Annotated in this window: 13 protein-coding genes; 4 read left to right on the top strand and 9 right to left on the bottom strand. The window is 35.2% G+C overall.

The window, feature by feature from the left end:
* Positions 1-473 precede the first annotated feature (473 nt).
* A complete protein-coding gene (locus AWH49_RS08635) occupies positions 474-1136 on the bottom strand; it encodes a hypothetical protein (RefSeq protein ID WP_063965361.1) in 663 nt (220 codons plus the stop codon).
* A gap of 686 nt (positions 1137-1822) precedes the next feature.
* Here AWH49_RS08635 and AWH49_RS08630 point away from each other — a divergent pair.
* Positions 1823-2080, top strand: coding sequence for a DUF2533 family protein (locus AWH49_RS08630; protein WP_063965360.1), 258 nt, complete (start codon positions 1823-1825; stop codon positions 2078-2080).
* Between the two features lie 231 nt (positions 2081-2311).
* On the opposite strand, the gene AWH49_RS08625 is transcribed toward AWH49_RS08630, so the two are convergent.
* From AWH49_RS08625 to AWH49_RS08615, 3 genes are all read right to left on the bottom strand, one after another.
* The gene (locus tag AWH49_RS08625; RefSeq protein WP_063965359.1) at positions 2312-2608 is read right to left on the bottom strand and encodes a hypothetical protein; all 297 of its coding nucleotides are present in this window, start codon (positions 2606-2608) and stop codon (positions 2312-2314) included.
* A gap of 155 nt (positions 2609-2763) precedes the next feature.
* On the bottom strand, positions 2764-3642 hold the full coding sequence (locus AWH49_RS08620; protein WP_063965358.1) for a helix-turn-helix domain-containing protein: 879 nt from the start codon (positions 3640-3642) through the stop codon (positions 2764-2766).
* Between the two features lie 201 nt (positions 3643-3843).
* Complete coding sequence (locus AWH49_RS08615; RefSeq protein WP_063965357.1) at positions 3844-4755, bottom strand: SDR family oxidoreductase; 912 nt, start codon at positions 4753-4755, stop codon at positions 3844-3846.
* A 93-nt stretch (positions 4756-4848) separates the two neighbouring features.
* Here AWH49_RS08615 and AWH49_RS08610 point away from each other — a divergent pair, with 93 nt between their 5' ends.
* The 3 genes from AWH49_RS08610 (at position 4849) to AWH49_RS08600 (ending at position 8166) form a co-directional block, all read left to right on the top strand.
* On the top strand, positions 4849-5805 hold the full coding sequence (locus tag AWH49_RS08610) for a helix-turn-helix transcriptional regulator (RefSeq protein ID WP_063965356.1): 957 nt from the start codon (positions 4849-4851) through the stop codon (positions 5803-5805).
* 210 nt (positions 5806-6015) lie between these two features.
* Entirely contained in the window at positions 6016-6717 is a 702-nt protein-coding gene (locus tag AWH49_RS08605; protein ID WP_034290495.1) for a response regulator transcription factor, read from the top strand.
* Positions 6718-6723: 6 nt separating this feature from the next.
* Positions 6724-8166 carry a sensor histidine kinase gene (locus tag AWH49_RS08600; RefSeq protein WP_063965355.1) on the top strand — a complete coding sequence of 481 codons (1443 nt, stop codon included), beginning with the start codon at positions 6724-6726 and terminating at the stop codon, positions 8164-8166.
* Between the two features lie 80 nt (positions 8167-8246).
* Here AWH49_RS08600 and AWH49_RS08595 read toward each other — a convergent pair whose 3' ends face one another.
* From AWH49_RS08595 to AWH49_RS20330, 5 genes are all read right to left on the bottom strand, one after another.
* Entirely contained in the window at positions 8247-8600 is a 354-nt protein-coding gene (locus AWH49_RS08595; RefSeq protein WP_063965354.1) for a YxeA family protein, read from the bottom strand.
* Between the two features lie 5 nt (positions 8601-8605).
* Entirely contained in the window at positions 8606-10525 is a 1920-nt protein-coding gene (locus AWH49_RS08590; protein WP_063965353.1) for an ABC transporter permease, read from the bottom strand.
* Positions 10512-11279 carry an ABC transporter ATP-binding protein gene (locus AWH49_RS08585; protein ID WP_063965352.1) on the bottom strand — a complete coding sequence of 256 codons (768 nt, stop codon included), beginning with the start codon at positions 11277-11279 and terminating at the stop codon, positions 10512-10514. Before AWH49_RS08585 ends, AWH49_RS08590 begins: the two co-directional genes overlap by 14 nt.
* Before the next feature lie 134 nt (positions 11280-11413).
* A complete protein-coding gene (locus AWH49_RS08580) occupies positions 11414-11608 on the bottom strand; it encodes a hypothetical protein (RefSeq protein ID WP_063965351.1) in 195 nt (64 codons plus the stop codon).
* Positions 11609-12096: 488 nt separating this feature from the next.
* On the bottom strand, positions 12097-12270 hold the full coding sequence (locus AWH49_RS20330; protein ID WP_169815985.1) for a hypothetical protein: 174 nt from the start codon (positions 12268-12270) through the stop codon (positions 12097-12099).
* Positions 12271-12556 lie beyond the last annotated feature (286 nt).

The raw sequence follows: 12556 nt of genomic DNA, 5'->3' as shown, positions 1-12556 counted from the left end.
TTCAATCAGATCGTAAGATCGATAAGTGGTGGGTAGTTCAATATAAATGATTAATCTTTTTTACAAAGCTACAGAAGGTAAACATAATGTTCATAATGTTGTTGCCTTAGAATAAAGTTGTTAGTTGGAAATAAAGCTTGATAAAAAATTTCGCACAAACCCGCATTCTACGACATAAAAAAGAATCCATTTTGAAAAAAGATTGATCAAATGGATTCTTTCGCACCACATCTAAATACGGTCCTTATAAAAAAGTTTGATTAAAACTCGTAAATTCTTTTAAGATGGAGGCTATCGTGTATCTAATTTCCCTGCGTCGCTAGCTGTTCGTTTCAATCCTCATCCCTCAATTAAGAAGAATGCTATGGCGACTGCTCCGCGTTTACATAGTCTCAGTCTGCCCTTGTTCTGTTTTATCTTGATGACCTCACTTGACGCAAGCTGTTGTCCTCTTAGGATTCAAAAATCTTTGGCTAGGCCTTCTGGCTAATATTTTGGTTGCTACTTTTCCATAAATCTATTGCTATCCAGATGCAACCAATAGCGACCAATAATCCGTGGACTACTCTCAATGGTTGCCCAACAAAAAATTGCGGAATATATAGACACATCCCGAATGCGAATGGAAGGCCACTCCATTTCGGATATTTGCCAGACCTCCAAATTGCAATAGCAAATAAAATTGTGGCAATGCCAAGTAGTAGGAGTCCTATAAGGAACATAACCAGGCCTGCACCAGAACGAACGATATTTGCTAGACTAACCAGTTCGGCTGATTGTTGCCTTATCGCTTCCTGCCCTATAGCATGAAGACCGAATGTTTCCCCTCCATAAAAAGGCAAAACTAGACCAATCCCTACTAAACACAACACGAACGCCCAATTGGTAAGTGAGTTTCTTGCTGTTCCTTGTAATGAGTTGTGAAGCCCTAGTAAACCAAGTGGCAGTAGTGTGAAAGCAACTATGGCTAGCATATGTGCCACTAACCATTCGGTGGAGGCGAAGGCTGTGGCACCTTCCATGGATGTTTCATCAGAAAAGGGACGTAATGCTGGATAAAGTACAAACAAAATTCCTGAAATCACGAGGGATGTAGCACTAAGGTAAATATGAAGTACCTTTGTAGGAAATGGCATAAGTATTTCCTCCTTGTTTTGAATAGCGTCTGAACAAACAATGGAGTTTAATTGTTTTTTTTTGAGTTTAACACTTAATTTTTTGTTAACAAGCGTGGTTTACCACCAAAATATCTCTATCAAAGTTGGAATCAATATAAATCTATATATTTTATTATACTTTTAGAAAATATAGAGTTAAGTATTTCTATGTAAAGGTTTTATTAAGTTTTCTTTAGATAAACGAATGCTTGTTTTTATCTAATTACTTAGCATATATTTTATGATTCAATTCGGTATTGTAAAAGAAAATAAGAAGTAAAATTGTTATTTTAACAGCATTGATATCAATAAATATTATAAACCTCATTTTGAACCGTATCACAAATAGTGGTAAAACAGAGATTGGCAGTATTTAAGAAAGGAGATTACATATTAGTCATATAAAATATGTAATCTCCTTTAATTTATTTATCTTTTTTTAATTTAGGTCTTGATAATAAGATTAATCAAAACATGCTCTCTTGTGTCAAATTGAATGATTTTTTTATAAAAAATTTTGATCGTTTTGTTTTCCTTATTCAATTGCCCCGAGAACTCCAAAGCCATGTCAGAAAATTAAGTTGAACTTATATATATCAACTGCGGAATTGATAGTTTAAAATATATAGAAGTAGCTATTAGAAAAATCATAGGAGTGAAGGAACATGAGTGTACATAAAGCCCTTACGTTACATGCCCAAAAACAAAATCAAATATTTATTGAATTTTCCCTTTTAGACCGACAACGGGAAGATTATATTCAAAGAGCTATAGAATTATGTAAAGCTGAAAAGGATTTTACAACAGACCAAATTAATCAAATCACTTTGCAAATCAATGTGCTTGCAAACCAAAGGTTTATACCTACTCGTAAATTAGTTACCTCAGAAATGGTTCATTCATATGTGGAGTCTTTAAAGTAAAATAATCTACTGATATTAGACGGAAGAAAAAGTACCGAATTTCGGTGCTCAGGCTGTCGAGAAACGCTCGACAGCCTAACACTCATTATATAGATGAATTTATATTGTAAGCACTATCAATAAAGGAAGTTAATTGATTTTTGATCAGACTTTTTTAAAATTATCGAACTTTATTTCGAAGCCACATCAGAGAATTGTTTAATCCCTAACATCCCGTACCCCGTGACATAATTAATTGAACCCATAATGTTTATATACATCATTGTATTTTCTTTCATCTTTCATTACTTCTTTCGAAAGAATTTTTAGATATTTTTCACAAATGGCTAAATCTATTTTATCAACCTCTCCACCACTATAGATTAGGTTATGGTAATGTAAGTCCAAGATGCCGTGAGTCATACAAATTTCTACAAAGTTTAAAAATACCTCAACTTTTGCTTCACCTAATCCATATATATTAACTAAACTAAATTCTCCAAGCAAATCGTCAACCAGCCCTATTTTTCTTTCTTGATAGTCCTTCATTTACCCTTTAAAAGATTGATCAAAACGGATTTTTTCCTTGTGTTTCGTATTCAGTTTTTATGATAAAGTTCGATAATTTATCATTCATTTTATATTCTTTATCCTAAAGCCTACGGATACAGATCTTACAAGAAATCAAATATTATAAATTTTCATTATTCACTAAAATCTAAGTTACTTGGCTGCTTGGGAAGCTTTTCCGCAGCTAATAGATTTGTTGTAGGCACTTTCTTGTCTACTTTCTCCAAGCAGAATCCATCTGCCCATACTTTTCCACTTCCGATAAGCAAAACGCCAAAATGGATAGATGCACTTTGCTCGGGAACATCCAGTACGATTGAATAATGATTCCAATCTGCTGTTCCTTCAATCGAACGCTCGCTCATATTATCAAACTGAAGTGTATCACCATCTGCATTGTCTACTCGTAACCAAGCACCAGATTTCGCTACATTTTCCGTTTTTAAATAGCAAGATAATTTTAAACGTTTTCCTTTGAACTGGTCCGCTTGAAAACCTTGCATCATTGTACCAAAATGTTGCATATTTGCTTCGCTTTTTGCTGCGAGTAGTCCTGATTTTATACCTGTATGAAATACATTTGTGTCTACAGATATTTCATACAGCTCTGGGTTTGAACCACTTAAGCTCCACCCTTTAATTGGTTGATTTATGTTCATCATTTGTTCCTCCTTTAAGATCCGTATGGTTTTCATGATTTTGCGATATTTCCCCGGGGGTAAGCTGTACATATCTTTAAAAGCTCTTGTAAACGCTTCTTGAGATTGAAAGTGAAATAAAAAAGCGATTGTAATAATGGGTTCATCGGAATGTAGTAACAGAGTTGATGCCATTGCAAGCCTACGGATACGAATATATTCCCCAATCGACTTACCCGTTTCTTGTTTAAAAATACGTAGCAAATGATACTTAGAGTATCCAATAACATTTGGAAAAGAATCTAATTGAATATCTTCTGTTAAATTACTTTCGATAAACGCAATCGTTTTTTGTGTAACCTCGCTATAATACACTTCACTCACCTCAAAACCATCATAACGAATGTAAAGAAAGGATTTTTGATAAATATTGCTGAAGGTAGCTGTCCTTTAAATACTTTTTACTCATCATTGTACATGAAATGGAAAATAAGAACTGTTCATGGACTCAATAATCTGTAAGCTATTCTTATCAATCTTTTTTAGAAATTATCGAACTTTTTTTCAAACCTACATCTATCTATATCCTTCTGCACTAGCAGGTTTTCCAGCCTCCTGAACTTCCACTAAGTATCTCCAGCAATCCGGCTGAGATCCATCAATATCATAGAAGTCATACATCTTCGCGAGTTCACCACTTGAGAGGGATTGCCCGTTTAAACGATGGTGATCAGGATCCTTTGCTAGTGCAGCAACAGCCCGTCCTATATAACGCGGTGTTTCCGAGATTACGAAATGAGGTTCTTTCTTTGTTGCCTCTCTCCAATTTTCCTCAGTCACCCCAAATGTCTCAAGCATAATTTCTGATCGCATCCAGCCAGGTGTCATAGAAACTGCTGTGCATCCATATGGAGAAAGTTCATGCGCCAACGCCTTAGCCATACGATTTACTGAGCTTTTCGCTAGATCATAAAACATAGAGAGTCGGTAATTTTTGTTGTTATACTCTTCTGTACCGTCCGTTACTTCAACTACTAATCCACTCTCATTTTTGATTAATAAAGGCAGTGCGTAATGACTTGTTGTAAGATGTGTATCAATCGCCAAACGCAGCATCCGTAAGCCTTTTTCAAGAGAGTGCTTCCAGACGGGTGTATTCCATTCGATCAAATATTCCCCTCCCCAAATGTCATTAACAAGGATATCTAATCTTCCCTGTTCGTTTTCAATTCTTTCTAATAAAGATTTCACTTGTTCAGGTACAAGATGGTCTACTTGTACAGGAATACCCACTCCACCAAGATTGTTGACAAGTTCTGCTGTTTCTTCAATCGTTTCTGAACGCCCGTATTCAGAAACCTCGGTTCTTGTTGTACGTCCCGTAATATAAACAGTAGCTCCGGCGGTTCCTAATTCCATTGCAATTCCACGTCCCGCTCCTCTTGTGCCTCCTGCTACCAAAGCTACTTTTCCTTTTAAAGACCGCATTTGCATCTTCCCCCTATTTTGTACTATCTTTAGTATAATCTTTAAAGTTGACATCTTATGTCATAATAAAAATTCTTTTTTTAGGAGAAATCTATGCGAGCAGACCGACTCATCAGCATATTATTGTTGCTGCAGAACAACGAAAAATTAACAACAAAAGCATTGGCGAAAGAATTGGAAGTGACCGAGCGAACGATTCATCGGGATATGGAAGCGTTAAGTGCTGCTGGTATTCCTGTTTTGGCAGAACGAGGAAAGTTAGGCGGCTGGCGATTACTTGAGCAATATCGAACAAAACTTACCGGTTTAAAAGAGGGAGAAATCAAATCCTTGTTTCTTTCTCCTTCCTTTCAGTTGCTCTCTGATTTAGGCTTCACAAAAGATTGGAAAGAAGCACGTCAAAAACTTTTAGCAACCATTCCAAAAACATTGCAAAAAGATGCCAATGATATATGGAACCGAATTCACATTGATACCGACACATGGAGACAATCTTCTGAAGAACTAAATGCTCTTGGGATCTTACAAGAAGCCATTTGGGATGAAAGAAAAATTCAAATGGAATATGAACGAGGCGATCATGAAATACATGAAAGAATAGTTGAGCCATTAGGATTAGTTGCTAAAGGCAGAACGTGGTATTTAATAGCAGTCTCTAACGAAAAGATAAAAAACTACAGAGTATCCAGAGTGAAATCTGCTGAGATGACAAACGACAGATTCATAAGACCACCTGAATTTAATCTCGTCGATTATTGGCAAGAGTCTAAGCAAGCATTTATCAAAAGTCTGCAGAAGTTTGAGGTAGACGTCGAGATTTCTCCATCCATTATTCAGCGGATAAAGTTTACCGGACGTTTTGTACAGGTTCTGTATGTTGAATCTAAAAAAGAAAATGGATGGATTCCAGCGAATCTATGTTTTGATACGGAACAAGAGGCAAAAGAATATGTACTGGGCTTTAGTAATCAAATAAAAATCATTCGTCCCGATACGTTAAAGCAAGCTGTTAGAGATATGGCTAAGGCCGTAATTGATTTATATGGATAAGGTGATTATTAGTAGAACAACACAAGGATTAATCAAAACATGCTCTTATTGTATCTTACAGGGGTATTCTTTTATAAAAAAGTTGAAAAGGATGGTGCGAATTATCATAAAAAACAGCTTAATTTTGTCGTGTTTCTTCTATATTTTTTGCGAAAGAATTACGGGTTACTCTATACTGTAGGTAAAGATTGTTGTTTAGGAGGTAGAAGAATGGCTAGTGATCAGTGGATTTTAATTATTGACGATGAGGAAGATTTAGCACGTCTGATGGAGACAGTTTTACATAAAGAAGGTATTAAAAATGTTGTAACCGCAGGGACGGTTGCAGATGGTTGGGCTAAGTTTCAGGAGTATAATCCTGCACTTGTATTGCTTGATATTATGCTACCTGATGGCGAAGGCTATGATTTATGCAAGCAAATTCGTGAATTGTCAAATGTGCCAATTTTATTTATGTCGGCGAAGGATGAGGAAATTGATAAGCTTTTAGGACTGGCTATAGGTGGAGATGATTATATTACCAAACCTTTTAGTCCGAAAGAAGTTGCTTATCGGGTGAAGGCACAGCTGAGACGTGCTGGCTTTTCAGAGGAAAAATCGACTTCGAAAAGTTTGCATGTTGGTCCTTTTGAGCTTAGTGTCAATGAAACAGAATTGAAAAAAGATGGCAAAACGATTGAGCTCACAGCTAAAGAAATTGGGCTGATGGGCTGTTTTATGCATCATTCGAATCAAATTTTGAGCAAGGAAACTTTGTTTGAACATGTGTGGGGCGATGAATTCTTTGGCTCCGATAATACGGTGATGGTACATATTCGCCGTTTACGTGAAAAAATTGAGGTAGATCCTTCAAAACCTTCGTTTTTAATAACTGTTAAAGGGCTTGGTTATAAATTACATACCAAGGGGTGAGGCAAGATGAAGTGGAAATTGACACGGCGCTTTTTAGGATCCGTTGTGACAATTGTTGTGATTGTAGGGATTGTAAATACAATTTTACTCTTCTGCTTACTCATTTTACAATCAATGTATAATATATTCGGCACAGAAGAAGGGTCTGCGGAAAACTTTAGCCGAATTTTTTCACAATATGTAGAACTACAAAATGAAAAACCCATAGTAAATGAAGAAGGCTTAGAAAAACTACAAGACATGAATGCCTGGATACAATTTTTGAATAATGAGGGTGAGCAAGTGGCAGCATTTTATACACCTAAAAATTTGCAAACAGAGTATTCCCCTGTTGAAATTGTACAAACGTATAAATATAAAGAAGTAGATGCGAATACGACTGTTTTTGTCGGCAAAGCCCATAATTTTAGCTATTTTTTAGGGATTAAAGATCAGAGAATAGGTCGCTATGTAATGACCTATGATTATGCTAAAGTTTTTAAATACATTAATATCTTACTTTTAGTATTTTTAATCGTTGATATTTTTATTGCAATAGTTATTGGATTTTTATTTGGTAAAAGATTAACGACACCACTCAACACATTAATAGAAGGAATTCAGCAGCTTCGGGAAAGACGATTTAAAAAGATGTCCGTACCAAAAGGCGTTTATGAAGATGTATTTCGCAATATGAATGAACTTTCGGTGAAATTAGATCAGCATGAGAAAGAACGTAATCATCTCGACCAAATGCGTGAGGAATGGATTAGCAATGTTTCGCATGACATGAAAACACCTCTCGCCTCTATCCATGGTTATGCAGAATTGATGAAAGACAGTGTAACAGATTTAACACTACAGGAATTGCATGATTATACATCGATTATTAATAGAAATTCGATGTATATGAAAGATTTGTTAGATGACCTCAATTTAACTATGCGTTTGCGCAATCAACAACTCCCATTGCAATTTGAAGATGTAAATATCGTTGGGTTTATACGTGAAATGACGATTGAGCTTTTAAATGATTCACCATTTGGTGATCGACAGGTTGAATTTGAGACAAATATGGACAAAGCAGTGCATAAAGTGGATAAAAAATTACTAAAACGGGCGATTTTTAACTTTATTTACAACGCACTTGTGCATAACGATGAAAATGTTGTTGTGAATATTCGAATTGATAACGTTTACCCACAATGTGAACAAGAGCAAAAATCAAGCAACATATCTACTGCTCCAGAATTTCATACCCAAATTACTATTGCTGATAATGGTCGCGGTATTCCCTCTAAAGATTTAGAACAGGTTTTTGAACGCTACTATCGCGGTACGAATACTACCAGCACACATGGTACTGGTTTAGGAATGGCGATTGCAAGAGAGATTATTTTGGCTCATAACGGGAAACTCGATTTGACTAGCGTTGAAAATAAGGGGACCACCATTACTATACTTTTATAATGCTAATCATATTCTTCTTAATAGGCAGAGAAAAGGGCTGTTCCCCACTTACTTATTGGAGACAGCCCTTCTTTAATATTTTAATTTTTTTGTGCCTTTTTCGGAATATCTTCAAATTTCACTTCATCATATGACGATACTTCATTACCATTTTTTACGTACATTTTCAGGTAGGCATCTTTACGGAGATTTTTTTGTGCTGTGAATTCAAGTGGAATTGTTTCACCATCAGCATTTGTGGCGTCTAGTTTATAAGAATAGTAGGTCATAACTGAACCATCATCTAGTTTATCTTCATGTGGTACCCCATCCTCTGTAATTTGTAAATAATAATTGTTGGCATTCATGCGGTTGAAGTCAATATTAGTAAGCGCGAAGACTCCTACTACTCCTAGTACAAACAAAATACCAACTACAATTAGAAATTTCTTCATCTCGATCATCCTTCTGTTTTATTATTTTGTGTAATAATACGATTGTAAGAAGCTACCGCTAAGACATAATACAGACCGTAAATAACTGTATAAGCAATCATCCAGATCAACACAGGTTTTGCTAGATTCATCATCAGTAAGCTAGAGAAGGCTTTTAAAGCAACAGCACTGTGTAATAACCCTACTACTAGTGGTACGAAGAAGATGACAAATACTTGTGATGCAATGGATTTTCGCATTTCTTTTGTGCTAACACCCATTTTATGAAGCATATTGTATTGTGGTTTATCTTCCTCTGCTTCAGTTAAAACTTTAAAGTAAATGATACTACCTGTTGCAGCTAAAAATACTAGACCAAGGAAACTTCCGATAAAGAGCAGTGAGCCTACGCCTTCAATGCTTGTTTGGAAGTCTTGAGGAGCACTAGAAAATAGCGCTTCTTCAGGTAATTGTTTTGCAATTTTTTTAGATAGACCTGTAGAAGCTTGATCCATACCAATGACACGATATTTTAGTGCTTCTCCATCTTTACGTAATGCTTTAAATTGATCATTTGATACTACCACTGCAATGCCTGCGGTGCCTGCATTTAAAACTGTTTGTGTTTTAAAACTTTGGAATGTGATTGCATTGTTGTTTTCTGTTGTGATGATTTTGCCTTTGTATTTAGGTGAGAATCTTTTGTCATATCCAATATCTAAAATAACAGCATTGTCATTATTAACATGTAGTTTTTCCTTATGTTGTACTGCTGCTAATTTGTTATATGCTTTTTCATTGATAACAGTATAAATTCTTTTATCTGAGCTATCGAATGCTGATGCTGAGTTTAATTCTTTGGTATTAAATGTGACAGATAGTGCTTCGATATTTTCATCATACTTTGTACCTGATAGTATAGTACTGACTTGTTTATCGCTTTTTGCATCCGTTTGCTGATACATAAAGGTATTCGGATTAGCGGTCTTAACCAAGTCATTTGTGTTGTAATAAAGACTATACACCGCACCACCTGCTGTTACTGTCGTAGCACTTAATACCGCAATCACGGTCAATGTACGTGCATTACCTCGAACACGATATAGTAGTTGTGAAATCGTCATTAAATGAAGACCTTTCCACAGCCATTTTTCACTTTTCTTAATCACTGCTAACACAAAGCCTGTCACACTGTGGAACAATAAAAACGTACCGACAATAACTGTTGTTAAAATAATTAGTGCTGTCATTAAAAAGCCGACTTTTTCCCACACTTTAGAAGTAAAAAGATCTTGCATCGCCAACCAATAACTGATGACAATTAGAAATACTCCAAGAATGGCTACAATTATAGATGACTTTGGAGCCGCTTCCCCTTTTTTCGATGCATGGAATAAATCAATTAGTTTAAATTGATAAATTAAACGATAGCCTTGGAATGACGTCACTAAGAAAATAAGAAGAAATACGATAGCGGTGTTCAAAGCTGCTGATCCCGAAAATGTAAATGGTGCCATGACATCATAGCCCATTAAATGAATCAAAATCGTCATAAATCCTTTTGAACAAAGGAATCCAAGTACAATCCCCACTACTAATGAAACTAAGCCTAATAATAAGTTTTCAAAAAAGAGCATTAAGCCAATTTGACGATTACGTACGCCTAGTAATGCATACAATGCCACTTCTTTTTTACGTTTTTTCATAAAGAATGAATTCGAATATGCAATAAATATGGCAACGAAGAATATTAGAATGACTGCCGCACCACTCATTAGTGAATCTAATTTTTGTGATGAAGCCGTTTTTTCTTCAATCGTATCGCTATATTTTAATGTCACAAATGTGAAGTAGATGACAATACTAAAAACCATAGATGCGATGTATAAAAAATATTGGGAGAAGTTTCGCGCAATATTTTTTCTCGCTAGACTAAATAACGTCATCTACCTCACCCCCAATTGTTGCAAGGATATCTAAAATCTCTTGGAAGAAAGCTTTACGCGTTTGATCACAGCGATAAATTTCTGTTGAAAGTGTACCATCCTTGATGAAAATAATACGACGGCAGAAGCTTGCGGCATATGCATCATGTGTCACCATCATGATGGTAGAATTATTATTTTCATTTAAATTACTTAAGCTTTCAAGTAGATCTGTCGCTGATTTTGAGTCAAGTGCACCTGTTGGTTCATCAGCTAGAATCAGTGCAGGTTCTGTCACAAGTGCTCTTGCTGCAGCTGTTCTTTGCTTTTGGCCACCTGAAATTTGGTATGGATATTTTGCTAGTAAATCCTCAATACCGAATACTTTAGCAATACGAGTCACTATGATATTGATTTCTTTCGCTGGAATTTTCGCAATCGCCAGCGGCAATAATATATTTTCCTTCACAGTCAATGAGTCGAGCAAATTGTAATCCTGGAAGATGAAACCGAGATTGTCACGTCTGAAATCTGCTAAAGCAGCTTCCTTCATATCGTGAATACTCGTATCATTCATATAAATTTTCCCTTCAGTTGGTGAATCAATTGTTGCTAACATATTAAGCAAAGTCGATTTCCCCGCTCCAGAAGGCCCCATAATACCTACAAATTCTCCTTCTTGAATGACAAAAGATACTTTTTCTAACGCTGTGTAAGCAGCGCTTGATTTACCATATGTTTTTTTAATATTTTCTACTTTTAATAATGGTTCCATTTGTTTCACCTCGTTAGTTTTGCTGATATTTATACTATAAATGCTCATCCTTACAGCATTTTTATCTCAACCTTACAGCAAGCTTAAATCTATAAAAAAACCGACTCCTATTGGATAGAAGACGGTTTATTATATTATTTTTTTCTAGTTGTATATAAATCAGATGCTTCATCGAAGTAGAATCGGCGTTTTTCTTTACCTAACACGACTAACATAATATGAATGAATAACACGATCGTTAAAATAATAATGATGACCCCTGTACCCAGCGTTAAGAATACGGATGCTTTATAATATGGAGAGTCTATTGGTACTTCCACATTATTCAAAGTACTTGCAATCACTAAGGAACAAAAAGAGAAGTAAAATAATAATTTTAAACATAAGACACCTCAGATTCATTTAAAATACTACACCACTGTGATTTTAGCCACTTCATGAATTTAAATAATTATCCTTTTCATGCATATTTTACCGAAAAAGTGGAGTGTAGAGTTTATACACCCTTACTTGACATAACATCACAAAAAAGGAAGTTCACTCAAAGAAAAGCCCCCTTATTGTACAAGGGTTTTTCTTTGTGTCCTCTATTTTCTCTATGCAGGATTTTATGCATCATGAATTTAACAAGGTTTCTGTCCCTCAAATCAGCTTAGTGGCTGCATGAAAAAGTGGTATTTTATGCAATCATTCCTTGCGGACTAGACTGTCTTACAAAAAAAGAATGCTGAACAGTAGACCTAAACTGCGTAACAAAATATACATCAATAATAAAAAAAAGAACTGTCCTAAAAAGGAGCAGTTGATTATTAGAATATTATTTCACTGTTTTTAAAAGAGTACTTCCTTTGGTATAGACAAATCTTTCTAGTTTGGCTAACCAACCATTTCCGTTTTCTCCATTGGCTATTTGAGAAGCGTGATTTTTATGGAATTCTTTTACACGTTTATTATGATCTTTTTGCCATTGGTGCAAAGCATTATGTTTCATTTTCAATTCCTCCTTTTGTTTAATTTCTTAATTATATGGTTAGAATTGATAAATTAATGTTGCTTTAAAATAAAGTTTGATTAAAAATTCCTCACAAGCTAGCATTTTACGATAAATAAAAAGAATCTATTTTGAAAAAAGATTGATCAAAATGGATTCTTATCCCTCAAATTTAAGATTGGTTTTTATAAAAAAGATTGATTATTTTCTACCAATGTTGTTCAACAATCGCGCCCGATTGTTGAAGATCTTAACTACTTTTTCTTGTTGAACTAACGCCCCCGTT

Source organism: Domibacillus aminovorans (genome assembly GCF_001643235.1).
GTDB classification, from domain to species: domain Bacteria; phylum Bacillota; class Bacilli; order Bacillales; family Domibacillaceae; genus Domibacillus; species Domibacillus aminovorans.
Note: the sequence above shows the minus strand (reverse complement) of the source record. Positions and strands in the feature narration are given on the sequence as shown.

Coding starts and splice junctions, on each gene's coding strand:
- AWH49_RS08615 (WP_063965357.1), bottom strand. CDS start 4,755: ATGCGGTCTTTAAAAGGAAAAGTAGCTTTGGTAGCAGGAGGCACAAGA.
- AWH49_RS08585 (WP_063965352.1), bottom strand. CDS start 11,279: ATGGAACCATTATTAAAAGTAGAAAATATTAAAAAAACATATGGTAAA.
- AWH49_RS20330 (WP_169815985.1), bottom strand. CDS start 12,270: ATGAAACATAATGCTTTGCACCAATGGCAAAAAGATCATAATAAACGT.
- AWH49_RS08635 (WP_063965361.1), bottom strand. CDS start 1,136: ATGCCATTTCCTACAAAGGTACTTCATATTTACCTTAGTGCTACATCC.
- AWH49_RS08605 (WP_034290495.1), top strand. CDS start 6,016: ATGGCTAGTGATCAGTGGATTTTAATTATTGACGATGAGGAAGATTTA.
- AWH49_RS08610 (WP_063965356.1), top strand. CDS start 4,849: ATGCGAGCAGACCGACTCATCAGCATATTATTGTTGCTGCAGAACAAC.
- AWH49_RS08595 (WP_063965354.1), bottom strand. CDS start 8,600: ATGAAGAAATTTCTAATTGTAGTTGGTATTTTGTTTGTACTAGGAGTA.
- AWH49_RS08590 (WP_063965353.1), bottom strand. CDS start 10,525: ATGACGTTATTTAGTCTAGCGAGAAAAAATATTGCGCGAAACTTCTCC.
- AWH49_RS08630 (WP_063965360.1), top strand. CDS start 1,823: ATGAGTGTACATAAAGCCCTTACGTTACATGCCCAAAAACAAAATCAA.
- AWH49_RS08625 (WP_063965359.1), bottom strand. CDS start 2,608: ATGAAGGACTATCAAGAAAGAAAAATAGGGCTGGTTGACGATTTGCTT.
- AWH49_RS08600 (WP_063965355.1), top strand. CDS start 6,724: ATGAAGTGGAAATTGACACGGCGCTTTTTAGGATCCGTTGTGACAATT.